This window comes from Pseudomonas sp. Pseusp9, from assembly GCF_059491265.1.
Genome location: NZ_CP168500.1, coordinates 833,407 through 847,988 on the forward strand (window position 1 = coordinate 833,407; position 14,582 = coordinate 847,988).

Genomic DNA, 14,582 nt, shown 5'->3' on the forward strand with positions numbered 1-14,582 from the left:
GTAGACCAGATGATCTACCACTGGAACGCTGTGGCGTGGCCCTACATCAACCGCTTGCGTTCGCTCGAAGGCGCGATCCCGAGGGATTCGCGGTACTTGGCGACGGTGCGGCGGGCCACCTGAATGCCTTGTGCCTCCAGTAAACCAGCGATCTTGCTGTCACTCAACGGCTTTTTCTGATTTTCCGCGGCAACCAGTTTTTTGATGATCGCCCGGATCGCCGTGGACGAGCATTCGCCGCCTTCGGAGGTGCTTACGTGACTTGAGAAAAAGTATTTCAGTTCATAGATGCCCCGGGGGGTATGCATGAACTTCTGGGTGGTCACCCGTGAAATCGTCGATTCATGCATGCCGACCGCTTCGGCGATGTCATGCAGGACCAGCGGCTTCATGGCTTCGTCGCCATATTCGAGGAACCCGCGCTGATGCTCGACGATCTGGGTGGCAACCTTCATCAGGGTTTCGTTGCGGCTTTGCAGGCTCTTGATGAACCAGCGGGCCTCCTGCAACTGATTGCGCATGAAGGTGTTGTCGGCACTGGTGTCGGCGCGGCGCACGAAACCTGCGTACTGGGCGTTGACCCGCAGCCGTGGCACCGACTCCTGATTCAGTTCCACCAGCCAGCGCTCGTTGTCCTTGCGCACGATAACGTCAGGCACGACGTACTCGGCTTCGGTGGACTCGATCTGCGAGCCCGGGCGCGGGTTGAGGCTCTGGACCAGTTCAATGACCTGGCGCAGCTCGTCTTCCTTGAGCTTCATGCGGCGCATCAACTGGCTGTAGTCGCGGCTGCCGAGCAGGTCGATGTAATCGGTGACCAGGCGCTTGGCTTCGGTCAGCCAAGGGGTCTTGGCCGGCAACTGGCGCAATTGCAGCAGCAGGCATTCGCCCAGGTTGCGGGCGCCGATGCCGGCGGGCTCGAATTGCTGGATGCGGTGCAGGACGGCTTCGATCTCGTCCAGTTCGATGTCCAGTTCCGGATCGAAGGCTTCGAGGATCTCCTCGAGGGATTCGTCCAGATAGCCCTGGTTGTTGATGCAGTCGATCAGGGTCACGGCGATCAGGCGATCGGTATCGGACATCGGGGCCAGGTTCAGCTGCCACAGCAAGTGGCTTTGCAGGCTTTCGCCGGCCGAGGTGCGGGTGGTGAAGTCCCACTCGTCGTCATCGTTGCTGGGCAGGCTGCTGGCGCTGGTCTGGTAAACGTCTTCCCACGCGGTGTCGACGGGGAGTTCGTTGGGGATGCGCTCGTTCCAGTCGCCCTCATCGAGGTTATCAACCGTCGGGGCGCTTTCCTGGTAGGAGGGTTCCTGGATGTCAGTGTTGGGCTTTTGTTCGGCGTTGTCGGCCAAGGGGTCGGAATTGTCGAAGTCGTCGCCTTCTTCCTGGCGTTCGAGCATCGGATTGGACTCCAGGGCCTCCTGGATTTCCTGTTGCAGGTCCAGGGTCGACAATTGGAGCAGGCGGATGGCCTGTTGCAGCTGCGGTGTCATCGTCAGCTGCTGGCCCATTCTCAAGACTAGCGATGGTTTCATGGCAGGGGCTTAACACCTTATTCGCCGGCGCACATGCGCCATCCACTACAGGGCGCCGGAGCGCCAAACATAAGCAAATTATATGCCCGAAACCGTAGCGTTTGCCTAGAGCGCTGTAACAATAAAAAAGTGTTGATTTTTTATCGGGACAAGCGCTCGGACGACCTGCCAGATGCCTCTGCCTTTACAGGCGGAACTCATGGCCCAGATACACTTCCTTGACCAGGTTGTTGGCCAGGATGGTTTCTGCGTCACCTTCGGCGATCAGTTGGCCGTCATTGACGATATAGGCGGTTTCACAGATATCCAGGGTTTCACGAACGTTGTGGTCCGTGATCAGTACGCCAATGCCCTTGGCCTTGAGGTGGTAGATGATCTGCTTGATGTCCCCGACCGAAATCGGGTCCACGCCGGCGAAGGGTTCGTCGAGGAGGATGAATTTCGGGTTGGTGGCCAGGGCGCGGGCGATTTCCACGCGACGGCGCTCACCACCGGACAGGCTCATGCCGAGGTTGTCGCGGATGTGGCTGATGTGGAACTCCTGCAGCAGGCTTTCCAGCTCCTTGCGACGGCCGGCCTTGTCGAGTTCCTTGCGGGTCTCGAGGATGGCCATGATGTTGTCGGCCACCGACAGTTTGCGGAAAATCGATGCTTCTTGCGGCAGGTAGCCAATACCGGCTTTTGCGCGGCCGTGCATGGGCTGGTGGCTGACGTCGTGGTCGTCGATCAGGACGCGGCCCTGGTCGGCTTGCACCAGACCGACGATCATGTAAAAACAGGTGGTCTTGCCGGCGCCGTTCGGGCCAAGCAGGCCGACGATCTGGCCGCTGTCGATGGACAGGCTGACATCACGCACGACCTGGCGGCTCTTGTAGCTCTTGGCCAGATGCTGAGCTTTCAGAGTTGCCATTACTGGGCCTTTTGCTCGTCGGTTTTCTTCTTCGGCTGGATCACCATGTCGATGCGCGGACGTGCCTCGGTGACCTTGCTGCCCGTGGCGCGACCGGCGCTGGCGAGCTTCTTGACCGTGTCGTAGACGATTTTCTCGCCTTGGGTGACGTTGTTGTCCTTGTCGACAACTTTGGCCTTGTCGATCAGAACGACGCGGTTTTGCGTGGCGTGATACTGGATGGTCACGCCCCAGCCTTGAACGGGCTTGGTGTCGCCAGCCGTTTGCAATTGCTCGAAGTACGCCAGGTTGCCCACCGAGGTCACTACGTCGATGTCGCCAGTCGGGGTGCGGGTGATGGTCACGGTGTTGCCGGTCACCTTCATCGAGCCTTGGGTGATGATTACGTCACCCTTGTAGGTAGCAATACCTTGCTTGTCGTCCAGTTGGGCGTCGTCGGCCTGAATGCGGATAGGCTGCTGTTGATCTTCCGGCAGAGCCCAGGCGCTCACGCTTCCCAGTGCTGCGCCCAGACTGAGCAAAATCGGGAGGGTTTTAACGAGCCTCATACTGTCCTCTTACGTTCGATAGCAGGTGTATCCTGCTTTCTTTCAAATACGCTTTCATTCCCTTGCCAGTTGATACACCGCCAGCGCCGTCGATTCTAACGTCTTGCTCGGTCTGAGCATATTGCTGCTGCGGGAACACCGTCATGCGGGTGCTGGTGATCAAGGTTTTACGGTTTTTCTCGTCGAAGCGCGTGATGCGTACGTCATCGATCAGTTCGACCTGTGTGCCGTCAGGGTTGACCTCGCCCTGCAGGCTCTGGACGTGCCACGGGTATTCAGTGCCGCGGAACACATTCAGGTCGGGGTTGGTCAGCAATGTCACTTCGGTCGCTTTCAGGTGCTCGACCTTGTCGGATACCAGATCATATTGCAGCTTGCCATCGGGCAGGTACTGCACGCTGTGGGCGTTGATGGCGTAATAGTCGATCGCGCTTTCATCGACCGGCGTTACCGGCTTGTCAAGGAAGCGTTCCGGACTGATGTTCCAGTAGCCTGCCGCGGCGAATATCGCCGCGATGCAACTGAACAGTAGGGTATTGCGAAACTTTTTGCTCAGCATAGTGGGCTCACAGGTACGCCGCATTGGCCGCATCGAGGCGGTCCTGGGCGCGCAGGATCAATTCGCAGAATTCGCGAGCGGCACCTTCGCCGCCACGGGCGAGGGTGATGCCGTGAGCGTGTTCACGCACGAAACTGGCGGCATTGGCCACCGCCATGCCCAGGCCGACGCGGCGAATCACCGGCAGGTCCGGCAGGTCGTCGCCGAGGTACGCCACCTGTTCATAGCTCAGGTTCAGCTGGGCCAGTAGCTCGTCGAGCACTACCAGCTTGTCTTCGCGCCCCTGATAGAGATGCGGGATGCCGAGGTTCTTCGCTCGCCGCTCGACCACCGGGGTCTTGCGACCGCTGATGATGGCGGTTTGCACGCCGGCGGCCATCAGCATCTTGATACCCTGGCCATCGAGCGTGTTGAACGTCTTGAATTCGCTGCCGTCTTCGAGGAAGTACAGGCGTCCATCGGTCAGCACGCCATCGACATCGAACACCGCCAGTTTGATCTGTTTGCCACGTTGCAGAAGGTCCGCGCTCATTACATTACTCCTGCACGCAGCAAGTCGTGCATGTTCAAGGCACCGACCGGACGGTCTTCGCGGTCGACCACGACCAACGCGCTGATTTTATGGTCTTCCATGATTTTCAGTGCTTCGGCGGCGAGCATCTCGGCGCGCGCGGTCTTGCCATGGGCTGTCATGACCTGGTCGATGATAGCGCTGTGGATATCGATGCTGCGGTCCAGTGCGCGGCGCAAATCACCGTCGGTGAAGATTCCGGCCAGTTTGCCGTCAGACTCCAGAATGACGGTCATGCCCAGGCCCTTGCGGCTCATTTCCATCAGGGCATCCTTGAGCAGGGTGCCGCGCTGGACCTGCGGCAGGTCCTGGCCTGCGTGCATGACATTTTCCACTTTCAGCAGCAAGCGTCGTCCCAGGGCGCCGCCGGGATGGGAAAAGGCGAAGTCTTCGGCGGTAAAACCGCGGGCTTCCAGCAGCGCGACTGCCAGGGCGTCGCCCATGACCAGGGCGGCGGTGGTCGACGAAGTGGGTGCCAGGTTCAATGGGCAGGCTTCGTGTTCGACGTGAACATTCAGGTTGACCTCGGCGGCCTTGGCCAGCGGCGAGTCGGGGTTGCCGGTCATGCTGATCAACTGAATGCCCAGGCGCTTGATCAGTGGCAGCAGGGTAACGATTTCATTGGTGGAGCCGGAGTTCGAGAGCGCCAGAATGATGTCGTCGCGGGTAATCATGCCCATGTCGCCGTGGCTGGCTTCAGCCGGGTGCACAAAAAATGCCGTGGTGCCGGTGCTGGCCAGGGTCGCGGCGATCTTGTTGCCGATGTGCCCCGACTTGCCCATGCCGACCACGACCACGCGGCCTTTGCTGGCCAGAATCATCTCGCAAGCGCGTACGAAATCTGCGTCGATATGGGGTAGCAGGCCTTGCACGGCTTCTACCTCGAGGCGGATGGTGCGTTGTGCTGATTGAATCAGGTCGCTGGATTGGCTCATGTCAGAAATCGTATAGCCTGATGAAAAGGCGGCGATTATAGCGGTTATGATCGAATCCCTCACGCAAGTTCGTCACGCATTGTCATTCCCGGTTACCGGAAACCTTCTAAACAGGGCTTTCAAGCGATCATGCGGTTGAACTTGGCTCGGCTTTGGCCTTGGGCGCGTACCCTTTGCAGTGATATAGTTCGCCGCCAGTTCGGCCTGCCCGGGAGGTATGTGCTTTCCTCGGAAAGCCAGGCGTCCGAGTGAGAGGCTGCATCGCAAGGAGTTTAGATGAGTGCCGATAACGCCTACGCGGTCGAGCTGAAGGGACTGTCCTTCAAGCGCGGTGCGCGCAGCATTTTCAATAACGTCGATATCCGTATCCCGCGCGGCAAGGTCACCGGCATCATGGGGCCTTCCGGGTGTGGCAAGACCACGCTTTTGCGCCTGATGGGTGCCCAGCTGCGGCCCACCAAGGGCGAAGTCTGGGTCAACGGTCAGAATCTGCCCAAACTGTCTCGCAGCGACCTGTTCGATGCGCGCAAGCACATGGGCGTGCTTTTTCAGAGCGGCGCACTGTTTACCGACCTCGATGTGTTCGAGAACGTCGCTTTTCCGTTGCGGGTTCACACGCAGCTGCCGGATGAAATGATCCGTGACATCGTCCTGCTCAAACTGCAGGCCGTGGGCTTGCGCGGTGCCATCGATCTGATGCCCGACGAGCTTTCCGGCGGCATGAAGCGTCGTGTCGCGCTGGCCCGGGCAATTGCGCTCGACCCGCAGATCCTCATGTACGACGAGCCCTTTGTCGGCCAGGACCCTATCGCAATGGGCGTTCTGGTGCGCCTCATTCGTCTGCTCAACGATGCGCTGGGCATCACCAGCATCGTGGTATCCCACGACCTGGCCGAGACTGCGAGCATTGCCGATTACATTTATGTGGTGGGCGATGGTCAGGTGCTGGGGCAGGGGACGCCGGACGAGTTGATGAACTCGGATGAACCGCGCATTCGTCAGTTCATGACCGGCGAACCGGACGGCCCGGTCCCGTACCACTTTCCAGCGACGGATTACCGCGCAGATCTTCTGGGGAAGCGCTGATGCGCAGAATTTCATTGATAGAGCGTGTTCGCCGCTTCGGCCAGGCCGGCATCGATGCGCTGGCGGTGTTCGGGCGTTCGAGCCTGTTCCTGTTCCATGCCTTGCTGGGCCGGGGCGGTATCGGCGGCGGCTTCGGGCTGCTGGTCAAGCAACTGCACTCGGTGGGCGTGATGTCCCTGGTGATCATCGTGGTCTCCGGGATATTCATCGGCATGGTGCTGGCGCTGCAGGGCTTCAACATTCTTTCCAGCTATGGTTCAGAGCAGGCAGTCGGGCAGATGGTTGCCCTGACGCTGCTGCGTGAACTGGGGCCGGTGGTGACTGCCTTGCTGTTCGCCGGGCGCGCCGGTTCGGCGTTGACTGCCGAAATCGGCAACATGAAGTCCACCGAGCAGCTGTCCAGCCTGGAAATGATCGGGGTTGACCCGCTCAAGTACATCATCGCGCCACGCTTGTGGGCCGGTTTCATTTCCCTGCCGGTGCTGGCGATGATTTTCAGCGTGGTGGGTATCTGGGGCGGCTCGTGGGTAGCTGTCGACTGGCTGGGGGTCTATGACGGTTCCTACTGGTCGAACATGCAGAACAGCGTGACGTTCACCGACGATGTGCTCAACGGGATCATCAAAAGTATCGTCTTTGCCTTTGTCGTGACCTGGATCGCCGTATTCCAAGGCTATGACTGCGAACCCACTTCCGAGGGGATCAGTCGTGCCACTACCAAGACCGTTGTATATGCCTCGTTGGCAGTACTCGGCCTGGACTTTATTCTGACCGCCTTGATGTTTGGAGATTTCTGATGCAAAACCGCACCCTGGAAATCGGTGTCGGCCTTTTCTTGCTGGCTGGCATCCTGGCTTTGCTCTTGTTGGCGTTGCGGGTCAGCGGCCTGTCCCCGACTCCGAGCACCGACACGTATAAACTTTACGCCTACTTCGACAATATCGCCGGTTTGACTGTCAGAGCAAAGGTGACCATGGCCGGTGTGACCATCGGCAAGGTCACGGCTATCGATCTGGATCGCGACAGTTTCACCGGTCGGGTGACCATGCAGCTGGAAAAACGCATCGATAATCTTCCGGCGGACTCTACTGCATCTATCCTGACTGCTGGCCTGTTGGGCGAGAAGTACATCGGTATCAGCGTGGGCGGGGAAGAGACCCTGCTCAAGGATGGAGGAACCATCCATGACACGCAGTCATCGCTGGTGCTCGAAGACCTGATCGGTAAATTCCTGCTCAATACCGTTAGCAAAGAAGCTAAATGAGGAACTGTTAAATGATCTCTATCTTGCGACGTGGCCTGTTGGTAATGCTCGCGGTGTTTCCGTTGGTGTCCCATGCCGTAGCGGCGCCTTCGGCGCACGAACTGGTGCAGGACACAACCAACCGTATGCTCGCGGATCTGGCGGCAAACAAAGAGAAGTACAAGAAGGACCCGCAGGACTTCTATACGGCACTGAACAACATCGTCGGGCCGGTTGTGGATGCCGAGGGTATTTCCAAGAGCATCATGACGGTCAAATACTCGAAGAAAGCTACGCCTGCGCAGATGAAGACCTTCGAGGAAAACTTCAAGAAGGGTCTGTTCCAGTTCTACGGCAACGCCTTGCTGGAGTACAACAACCAGGGGATCACCGTTGAACCGGCCAAAGACGAGTCGGGCGACCGTACAAGCGTTGGCATGACCGTCAAGGGCAGCAGCGGCGCGATCTATCCGGTGTCGTACACACTGGAAAAGATCAACGGCGAGTGGAAGCTGCGTAACGTCATCATCAACGGCATCAACATCGGCAAGCTGTTCCGCGATCAGTTCGCCGATGCGATGCAGCGCAATGGCAATGACCTGGACAAGACCATCAATGGTTGGGCCGGAGAAGTCGCCAAGGCCAAGGAAGCCACGGACAAGAAACCAGAGCAGTCGGCCCAATGAGTGAGTCGGCAGTCCGGATGGACGAAGCGGGCGAGCTGCGACTCAGTGGTGTACTGGACTACCGCACCGGCCCTGGCCTGCGCGAGCAGGGCAAAGCGCTGATCAAGGCCAGCAAGGCCGCAGCGTTGGTGGTCGATTGCTCGGCGGTGACCAAGTCCAGCAGTGTCGGTTTGTCGTTGCTGCTGTGCTTTATCCGCGATGCGCAGGCGGCCGGCAAGGCCCTGAGCATCCGTGGGATGCCGGAAGACATGCGTGAAATCGCTCAGGTCAGCGAGATGACCGAGCTGTTGGCGCAACCCTGAACCGCATCTATGAAGAAGCCCCCCGTCCGAGTCCTGCTTGGCGGGGTTCGCAGGCGCGGGGCTTTTTTGTATGATGTCCGACCCGCGCGCACAGGGCGCCGATTGAGGTTGAGCATGCAGGCCAACGAAGTTAAGAGCTTTCTTGAAGGAAAGCTGCCCGGAACGAAAGTAGAAGTCGAGGGCGAAGGCTGCAATTTCCAGCTGAACGTGATTAGCGATGAACTGGCGGCATTGAGCCCGGTCAAGCGTCAGCAGCAGGTCTATGCCCATTTGAACCCATGGATCACCGATGGCAGCATCCATGCGGTCACTATGAAATTTTTCAGCAGCGCGGCCTGGGCCGAGCGCACCTGAGCCCAAGGGCGTCGAGATTCTTATGGATAAACTGATTATTACCGGTGGCGCTCGTCTTGATGGCGAGATCCGCATTTCCGGGGCAAAGAACTCTGCCCTGCCGATCCTGGCTGCCACTTTGCTGTGCGATGGCCCGGTGACCGTGGCCAACCTGCCGCACCTGCACGACATCACCACCATGATCGAGCTGTTCGGTCGCATGGGCATTGAACCGGTGATCGACGAGAAACTCGCCGTCGAAATCGACCCGCGCACCATCAAGACCCTGGTCGCACCGTACGAACTGGTTAAAACCATGCGTGCGTCGATTCTGGTGCTGGGCCCGATGGTTGCCCGTTTCGGTGAAGCCGAAGTCGCTTTGCCTGGCGGTTGCGCCATCGGTTCGCGTCCGGTTGACCTGCACATCCGTGGCCTGGAAGCCATGGGCGCGGTCATTGACGTCGAAGGCGGCTACATCAAGGCCAAGGCCCCTGAAGGCGGTCTGCGCGGTGCGCACTTCTTCTTCGATACCGTCAGCGTGACCGGTACCGAAAACATCATGATGGCCGCTGCCCTGGCCAAGGGCCGCAGCGTTCTGGCAAACGCCGCACGCGAGCCTGAAGTGGTCGACCTGGCGAACTTCCTGAACGCCATGGGCGCCAAGGTTTCCGGCGCTGGCACCGACACCATCACCATCGATGGCGTCGAGCGTCTGCACACCACCACTTATAAAGTGATGCCCGACCGTATCGAAACCGGCACCTATCTGGTGGCGGCAGCCGTCACCGGTGGCCGCGTGAAGGTCAAGGATACGGATCCGACCATCCTCGAAGCCGTTCTGGAGAAACTTCGCGAGTCCGGTGCCGAAATCACCACCGGCGAAGACTGGATCGAGCTGAACATGCATGGCAAGCGGCCTAAAGCCGTCAACGTGCGGACCGCTCCGTACCCGGCGTTCCCGACTGACATGCAGGCGCAGTTCATCTCCCTCAACGCCATTGCCGAAGGCACAGGCGCGGTGATCGAGACGATCTTCGAAAACCGCTTCATGCACGTCTACGAGCTGCACCGCATGGGCGCCAAGATCCAGGTCGAGGGCAATACCGCGATCGTTACCGGTACCGAAAAGCTCAAGGGCGCGCCAGTCATGGCGACCGACCTGCGTGCTTCGGCCAGCCTGGTGATCTCGGCCCTGATCGCCGAAGGCGACACGCTGATCGATCGCATCTACCACATAGACCGTGGCTACGAGTGCATCGAAGAGAAACTGCAGATGCTGGGCGCCAGGATTCGTCGCGTTCCGGGCTAGTACTGCTGCATGGGCACAGGGAGGTGCCCGTTGAATTGTTGTAGAAGTCGAGCCGGTTTCCGGCTCGATGCGTGTCCGGCACCGATTGTGACCGGGCATAAGATTCCTGATTAAGGCGTTTCCCATGCTGACTATCGCACTGTCCAAGGGCCGCATCCTTGACGACACCTTGCCGCTTCTGGCTGAAGCGGGCATCGTGCCGACCGAGAATCCGGACAAGAGCCGCAAGCTGATCATTCCCACGACCCAGGAAGACGTACGTCTGCTGATCGTGCGTGCCACCGACGTGCCGACCTATGTCGAACATGGTGCTGCCGACCTCGGCGTCGCCGGTAAAGACGTGCTGATGGAATATGGCGGCCAGGGTCTGTACGAGCCGCTGGACTTGCAGATTGCCCAGTGCAAGCTGATGACCGCCGGCAAAGTAGGCGCGATCGAGCCCAAGGGCCGTCTGCGTATCGCCACCAAGTTCGTCAACGTTGCCAAGCGCTACTATGCCGAACAGGGTCGTCAGGTCGACATCATCAAGCTCTATGGTTCGATGGAACTGGCGCCGCTGATCGGTCTGGCGGACAAGATCATCGACGTGGTCGACACCGGTAACACGCTGCGGGCCAACGGCCTGGAGCCACAGGATTTCATCGCGGCCATCAGCTCGCGGCTGATCGTCAACAAGGCATCGATGAAGATGCAGCATGCCCGTATCCAGGCGTTGATCGACACCCTGCGCAAGGCAGTGGAGTCTCGACACCGCGGCTGATTCACCTGCGCGACGTTAAGTCGTGCCCGTCTATCCGCCTCATAGCCAGAATTCTCAGGTGCCCAAGCGGAAACGACTGCTAAGTTAGGGCGCCTGAGTTTTTGCCATTCCTATGAGGCTCTCGCTATGACCGCACTGACTGCAATTCGCCGACTCAACGCTGCTGACCCGGATTTCGCACATCATCTGGATCATCTGCTGAGCTGGGAAAGTGTGTCTGACGACTCGGTCAATCAGCGGGTGCTGGACATCATCAAGTCGGTGCGTGAGCGTGGCGACGCGGCTCTGGTGGATTACACCCGCCAGTTCGACGGCCTGGACGTGAAGTCCATGGCTGACCTGATCCTGCCGCGTGAGCGTCTGGAGCTGGCACTCACCCGCATCTCCGTGGCTCAGCGTGAAGCCCTGGAAGTCGCTGCGGCTCGTGTGCGCAGCTACCACGAAAAACAGAAGCAGGACTCCTGGAGCTACACCGAGGCCGACGGCACCGTGCTGGGCCAGAAAGTCACGCCGCTGGACCGCGCCGGTCTGTACGTGCCGGGCGGCAAGGCGTCGTACCCGTCATCGGTGCTGATGAACGCGATTCCGGCCAAAGTCGCCGGTGTCACCGAAGTGGTCATGGTCGTTCCGACCCCGCGCGGTGAAATCAACGAGCTGGTACTGGCCGCCGCCTGCATCGCCGGTGTCGACCGCGTGTTCACCATCGGTGGCGCCCAGGCCGTCGCGGCCCTGGCTTACGGCACCGAGAGCGTGCCGCAGGTCGACAAGGTCGTCGGCCCGGGCAACATCTATGTGGCTACTGCCAAGCGCCACGTGTTTGGTCAGGTCGGGATCGACATGATCGCCGGTCCTTCGGAAATTCTCGTTGTTTGCGACGGCCAGACCGATCCGGACTGGATTGCCATGGATCTGTTCTCCCAGGCCGAGCACGATGAAGACGCCCAGGCCATTCTGGTCAGCCCCGACGCCGAGTTCCTCGACAAGGTCGCCGCCAGCATCGCCAAACTGCTGCCGACCATGGAGCGTGCCGCGATCATCGAAACCTCGATCAACGGCCGTGGTGCACTGATCAAGGTTCGCGACATGGAGCAGGCCATCGAAGTCGCCAACCGCATCGCGCCGGAGCACCTCGAATTGTCCGTTGCCGATCCACAGGCCTGGCTGCCGAAAATCCGCCACGCCGGCGCGATCTTCATGGGTCGTCACACCTCCGAAGCCCTGGGCGACTACTGCGCAGGCCCGAACCACGTGTTGCCGACTTCCGGCACTGCGCGTTTCTCCTCGCCCCTGGGTGTGTACGACTTCCAGAAACGCTCGTCGATCATCTTCTGTTCCGAACAGGGTGCTTCCGAACTGGGCAAGACCGCTTCGGTGCTGGCTCGCGGAGAGTCGCTGACCGCCCACGCCCGTAGCGCCGAATACCGCATCATTGACGACAAGCAGGGGAACTGAACATGAGTAAATTCTGGAGCCCGTTCGTCAAGAATCTGGTGCCTTACGTACCGGGCGAACAGCCTAAGCTGACCAGACTGGTCAAGCTCAACACCAACGAAAACCCGTACGGCCCATCGCCGAAAGCCTTGGCCGCGATGCAAACCGAACTCAATGACAACCTGCGTCTGTACCCGGACCCGAACAGCGATCTGCTCAAGCAAGCCGTCGCCAGGTACTACGGTGTGCAAGGCAATCAGGTGTTCCTCGGCAACGGTTCCGATGAAGTGCTGGCGCACATCTTCCACGGTTTGCTGCAGCACGATCAGCCGCTGCTGTTCCCGGACATCAGCTATAGCTTCTACCCGGTCTACTGCGGGTTGTACGGCATCCAGTTCGACGCGGTGCCGCTGGACGAGCAGTTCCGGATCAACCCGGCGGACTACGCCAAGCCGAACGGCGGGATCATTTTCCCCAACCCGAACGCACCGACCGGCTGCCTGTTGGCCCTGGAAGCGGTGGAGCAAATTCTCAAGGCCAGCCCGGATTCGGTGGTCGTGGTGGATGAGGCTTACATCGATTTCGGCGGTGAGACGGCAATCACGCTGGTCGATCGTTACCCGAACCTGCTGGTCACCCAGACCCTGTCCAAGTCCCGTTCCCTGGCTGGTCTGCGGGTCGGCCTGGCGGTCGGGCATCCGGACCTGATCGAGGCGCTGGAGCGGATCAAGAACAGTTTCAACTCCTATCCGATCGATCGCATGGCGAATGTCGGTGCGGCGGCGGCGTTCGAGGATCGCGAGTATTTCGACAAGACCTGTAGCCTGGTGATCGAACACCGTGAATGGGTGATCGGGCAGTTGCAGGTCAAGGGCTTCGAGGTGCTGCCGTCGGCGGCGAACTTCATCTTTGCCCGGCACCCCAAGCACGATGCGGCTGGGCTTGCGGCGAAGTTGCGTGAGCAGGGCGTGATTGTCCGGCACTTCAAGCAGGAGCGGATTGCGCAGTTTTTGCGGATCTCGATTGGTACACCGGAGCAGAATCAGGCACTGATCGACGGTCTCGGCGACCTCTGAACCATCGCCGCCCCCTGTAGGAGCGAGCCTGCTCGCGATGGTGTGTCAGTGACACGACTTAACCTGACACTCCATCGCGAGCAAGCTCGCTCCTACAAGGGATTGTATTAGCTGTTCACTTCTCTTCCTGTTCCTGGGCCGGTGCTGGTGGCGGACGCAAACCGATTTCCGCGGTCAGCTTGAGTTCCTTGCCGTTGCGCATGACCTCGATCGTAACCTTGTCAGTCGGTTTGATCCGTGCCACCTGATTCATCGAACGACGGCCATCACCGGCCGGTTCGCCATCGATGGCAAGAATCACATCACCCAATTGCAGGCCGGCCTTCTGTGCCGGGCCGTCACGGAAAATCCCCGCCACGACAATGCCCGGGCGCCCGGACAAACCGAACGATTCGGCCAGTTCCTGGGTCAGCGGCTGCACTTCGATACCCAGCCAGCCACGAATCACCTGGCCGTGCTCGATGATCGACTTCATCACTTCCATCGCCAGTTTCACCGGGATTGCGAAACCGATGCCCTGGGAGCCTCCGGACTTGGAGAAGATCGCCGTGTTGATACCGGTCAGGTTGCCGACGGCATCCACCAGCGCACCACCGGAGTTGCCGGGGTTGATGGCGGCGTCGGTCTGGATGAAGTCTTCGTAGTTGTTCAGGCCCAGCTGGTTGCGGCCGGTGGCGCTGATGATGCCCATGGTCACGGTCTGGCCGACGCCGAACGGGTTGCCGATGGCCAGCGCGACGTCGCCGATGCGGATGTTGTCGGAACGTCCCACCGTGATCGACGGCAGGTTTTTCAGGTCGATTTTCAGAACAGCCAGGTCAGTCTCCGGGTCGCTGCCGATCACCCGTGCCAGGGTTTCCCGGCCGTCCTTGAGCGCCACCACGATCTGGTCAGCGCCGCTGGTCACGTGGTTGTTGGTCAGGATGTAGCCTTCCGGGCTCATGATCACGCCGGAGCCGAGGCTCGACTCCATGCGTTTCTGCTTGGGCGAGTTGTCGCCGAAGAAGCGCCGGAACTGCGGATCTTCGAACAACGGATGGTTGGGTTTGTTGATGACTTTGGTGGTGTACAGGTTCACCACCGATGGCGCCGCGGTGGTTACCGCGTCGGCATAGGACACCGGGCCCTGCTGCATGCTGGTGGTTTGCGGTGCTTGTTGCAGATTGACGTCGAGGCTCGGGAGCCCGACCCACTGCGGGTAACGCTGGATTATCAACAGAGCGACAAGTACGCCGGCCAACAGCGGCCAGCCGGTAAAACGCAGCGCCTTGAGCATTAAGCACTTCCTGAGAGAGTTG

Annotated in this window: 17 protein-coding genes; 10 read left to right on the top strand and 7 right to left on the bottom strand. The window is 59.8% G+C overall.

The window, feature by feature from the left end:
* Positions 1-41 precede the first annotated feature (41 nt).
* From ACEN8E_RS03620 to ACEN8E_RS03645, 6 genes are all read right to left on the bottom strand, one after another.
* Positions 42-1,535 carry an RNA polymerase factor sigma-54 gene (locus ACEN8E_RS03620; protein WP_495591460.1) on the bottom strand — a complete coding sequence of 498 codons (1,494 nt, stop codon included), beginning with the start codon at positions 1,533-1,535 and terminating at the stop codon, positions 42-44.
* 184 nt (positions 1,536-1,719) lie between these two features.
* Positions 1,720-2,445, bottom strand: a complete 726-nt coding sequence (lptB, locus tag ACEN8E_RS03625) for an LPS export ABC transporter ATP-binding protein (protein WP_007986698.1) — start codon at positions 2,443-2,445, stop codon at positions 1,720-1,722.
* A complete protein-coding gene (lptA, locus tag ACEN8E_RS03630) occupies positions 2,445-2,993 on the bottom strand; it encodes a lipopolysaccharide transport periplasmic protein LptA (protein ID WP_495591461.1) in 549 nt (182 codons plus the stop codon). Before lptA ends, lptB begins: the two co-directional genes overlap by 1 nt.
* Complete coding sequence (gene lptC / locus ACEN8E_RS03635) at positions 2,980-3,552, bottom strand: LPS export ABC transporter periplasmic protein LptC (protein ID WP_495591462.1); 573 nt, start codon at positions 3,550-3,552, stop codon at positions 2,980-2,982. Before lptC ends, lptA begins: the two co-directional genes overlap by 14 nt.
* Before the next feature lie 7 nt (positions 3,553-3,559).
* Positions 3,560-4,084, bottom strand: coding sequence for a KdsC family phosphatase (locus ACEN8E_RS03640; RefSeq protein ID WP_008018712.1), 525 nt, complete (start codon positions 4,082-4,084; stop codon positions 3,560-3,562).
* Entirely contained in the window at positions 4,084-5,058 is a 975-nt protein-coding gene (locus ACEN8E_RS03645) for a KpsF/GutQ family sugar-phosphate isomerase (protein ID WP_495591463.1), read from the bottom strand. The genes ACEN8E_RS03640 and ACEN8E_RS03645 overlap by 1 nt, the downstream gene beginning before the upstream one ends.
* 276 nt (positions 5,059-5,334) lie before the next feature.
* Between ACEN8E_RS03645 and ACEN8E_RS03650 the strand changes: the two genes are divergently transcribed.
* From ACEN8E_RS03650 to hisC, 10 genes are all read left to right on the top strand, one after another.
* Complete coding sequence (locus ACEN8E_RS03650) at positions 5,335-6,144, top strand: ATP-binding cassette domain-containing protein (protein WP_008018709.1); 810 nt, start codon at positions 5,335-5,337, stop codon at positions 6,142-6,144.
* Positions 6,144-6,941, top strand: a complete 798-nt coding sequence (mlaE, locus tag ACEN8E_RS03655) for a lipid asymmetry maintenance ABC transporter permease subunit MlaE (protein WP_495591464.1) — start codon at positions 6,144-6,146, stop codon at positions 6,939-6,941. Before ACEN8E_RS03650 ends, mlaE begins: the two co-directional genes overlap by 1 nt.
* The gene (gene mlaD, locus ACEN8E_RS03660) at positions 6,941-7,408 is read left to right on the top strand and encodes an outer membrane lipid asymmetry maintenance protein MlaD (protein ID WP_489845384.1); all 468 of its coding nucleotides are present in this window, start codon (positions 6,941-6,943) and stop codon (positions 7,406-7,408) included. Before mlaE ends, mlaD begins: the two co-directional genes overlap by 1 nt.
* 11 nt (positions 7,409-7,419) lie before the next feature.
* Positions 7,420-8,073 (top strand): MlaC/ttg2D family ABC transporter substrate-binding protein, encoded by a 654-nt coding sequence (locus ACEN8E_RS03665; protein WP_495591465.1) that lies wholly within the window; start codon positions 7,420-7,422, stop codon positions 8,071-8,073.
* A complete protein-coding gene (locus ACEN8E_RS03670; protein WP_495591466.1) occupies positions 8,070-8,375 on the top strand; it encodes an STAS domain-containing protein in 306 nt (101 codons plus the stop codon). Before ACEN8E_RS03665 ends, ACEN8E_RS03670 begins: the two co-directional genes overlap by 4 nt.
* A gap of 114 nt (positions 8,376-8,489) precedes the next feature.
* Positions 8,490-8,729 (top strand): BolA family protein, encoded by a 240-nt coding sequence (locus ACEN8E_RS03675; RefSeq protein WP_020796650.1) that lies wholly within the window; start codon positions 8,490-8,492, stop codon positions 8,727-8,729.
* A 22-nt stretch (positions 8,730-8,751) separates the two neighbouring features.
* The gene (gene murA / locus ACEN8E_RS03680; RefSeq protein WP_495591467.1) at positions 8,752-10,017 is read left to right on the top strand and encodes a UDP-N-acetylglucosamine 1-carboxyvinyltransferase; all 1,266 of its coding nucleotides are present in this window, start codon (positions 8,752-8,754) and stop codon (positions 10,015-10,017) included.
* Positions 10,018-10,141: 124 nt separating this feature from the next.
* Positions 10,142-10,777 (top strand): ATP phosphoribosyltransferase, encoded by a 636-nt coding sequence (hisG, locus tag ACEN8E_RS03685; RefSeq protein WP_095193897.1) that lies wholly within the window; start codon positions 10,142-10,144, stop codon positions 10,775-10,777.
* Between the two features lie 126 nt (positions 10,778-10,903).
* The gene (hisD, locus tag ACEN8E_RS03690) at positions 10,904-12,229 is read left to right on the top strand and encodes a histidinol dehydrogenase (RefSeq protein ID WP_495591468.1); all 1,326 of its coding nucleotides are present in this window, start codon (positions 10,904-10,906) and stop codon (positions 12,227-12,229) included.
* Between the two features lie 2 nt (positions 12,230-12,231).
* Positions 12,232-13,284 carry a histidinol-phosphate transaminase gene (hisC, locus tag ACEN8E_RS03695; protein ID WP_495591469.1) on the top strand — a complete coding sequence of 351 codons (1,053 nt, stop codon included), beginning with the start codon at positions 12,232-12,234 and terminating at the stop codon, positions 13,282-13,284.
* Positions 13,285-13,399: 115 nt separating this feature from the next.
* On the opposite strand, the gene algW is transcribed toward hisC, so the two are convergent.
* On the bottom strand, positions 13,400-14,560 hold the full coding sequence (algW, locus tag ACEN8E_RS03700) for a Do family serine endopeptidase AlgW (protein WP_495591470.1): 1,161 nt from the start codon (positions 14,558-14,560) through the stop codon (positions 13,400-13,402).
* Positions 14,561-14,582: the final 22 nt, after the last annotated feature.

Excerpts from the sequence above, each read along its gene's own strand:
- ACEN8E_RS03620 (WP_495591460.1), bottom strand. The coding sequence starts at position 1,535 with ATGAAACCATCGCTAGTCTTGAGAATGGGCCAGCAGCTGACGATGACA.
- lptB (WP_007986698.1), bottom strand. The coding sequence starts at position 2,445 with ATGGCAACTCTGAAAGCTCAGCATCTGGCCAAGAGCTACAAGAGCCGC.
- lptA (WP_495591461.1), bottom strand. The coding sequence starts at position 2,993 with ATGAGGCTCGTTAAAACCCTCCCGATTTTGCTCAGTCTGGGCGCAGCA.
- lptC (WP_495591462.1), bottom strand. The coding sequence starts at position 3,552 with ATGCTGAGCAAAAAGTTTCGCAATACCCTACTGTTCAGTTGCATCGCG.
- ACEN8E_RS03640 (WP_008018712.1), bottom strand. The coding sequence starts at position 4,084 with ATGAGCGCGGACCTTCTGCAACGTGGCAAACAGATCAAACTGGCGGTG.
- ACEN8E_RS03645 (WP_495591463.1), bottom strand. The coding sequence starts at position 5,058 with ATGAGCCAATCCAGCGACCTGATTCAATCAGCACAACGCACCATCCGC.
- ACEN8E_RS03650 (WP_008018709.1), top strand. The coding sequence starts at position 5,335 with ATGAGTGCCGATAACGCCTACGCGGTCGAGCTGAAGGGACTGTCCTTC.
- mlaE (WP_495591464.1), top strand. The coding sequence starts at position 6,144 with ATGCGCAGAATTTCATTGATAGAGCGTGTTCGCCGCTTCGGCCAGGCC.
- mlaD (WP_489845384.1), top strand. The coding sequence starts at position 6,941 with ATGCAAAACCGCACCCTGGAAATCGGTGTCGGCCTTTTCTTGCTGGCT.
- ACEN8E_RS03665 (WP_495591465.1), top strand. The coding sequence starts at position 7,420 with ATGATCTCTATCTTGCGACGTGGCCTGTTGGTAATGCTCGCGGTGTTT.
- ACEN8E_RS03670 (WP_495591466.1), top strand. The coding sequence starts at position 8,070 with ATGAGTGAGTCGGCAGTCCGGATGGACGAAGCGGGCGAGCTGCGACTC.
- ACEN8E_RS03675 (WP_020796650.1), top strand. The coding sequence starts at position 8,490 with ATGCAGGCCAACGAAGTTAAGAGCTTTCTTGAAGGAAAGCTGCCCGGA.
- murA (WP_495591467.1), top strand. The coding sequence starts at position 8,752 with ATGGATAAACTGATTATTACCGGTGGCGCTCGTCTTGATGGCGAGATC.
- hisG (WP_095193897.1), top strand. The coding sequence starts at position 10,142 with ATGCTGACTATCGCACTGTCCAAGGGCCGCATCCTTGACGACACCTTG.
- hisD (WP_495591468.1), top strand. The coding sequence starts at position 10,904 with ATGACCGCACTGACTGCAATTCGCCGACTCAACGCTGCTGACCCGGAT.
- hisC (WP_495591469.1), top strand. The coding sequence starts at position 12,232 with ATGAGTAAATTCTGGAGCCCGTTCGTCAAGAATCTGGTGCCTTACGTA.
- algW (WP_495591470.1), bottom strand. The coding sequence starts at position 14,560 with ATGCTCAAGGCGCTGCGTTTTACCGGCTGGCCGCTGTTGGCCGGCGTA.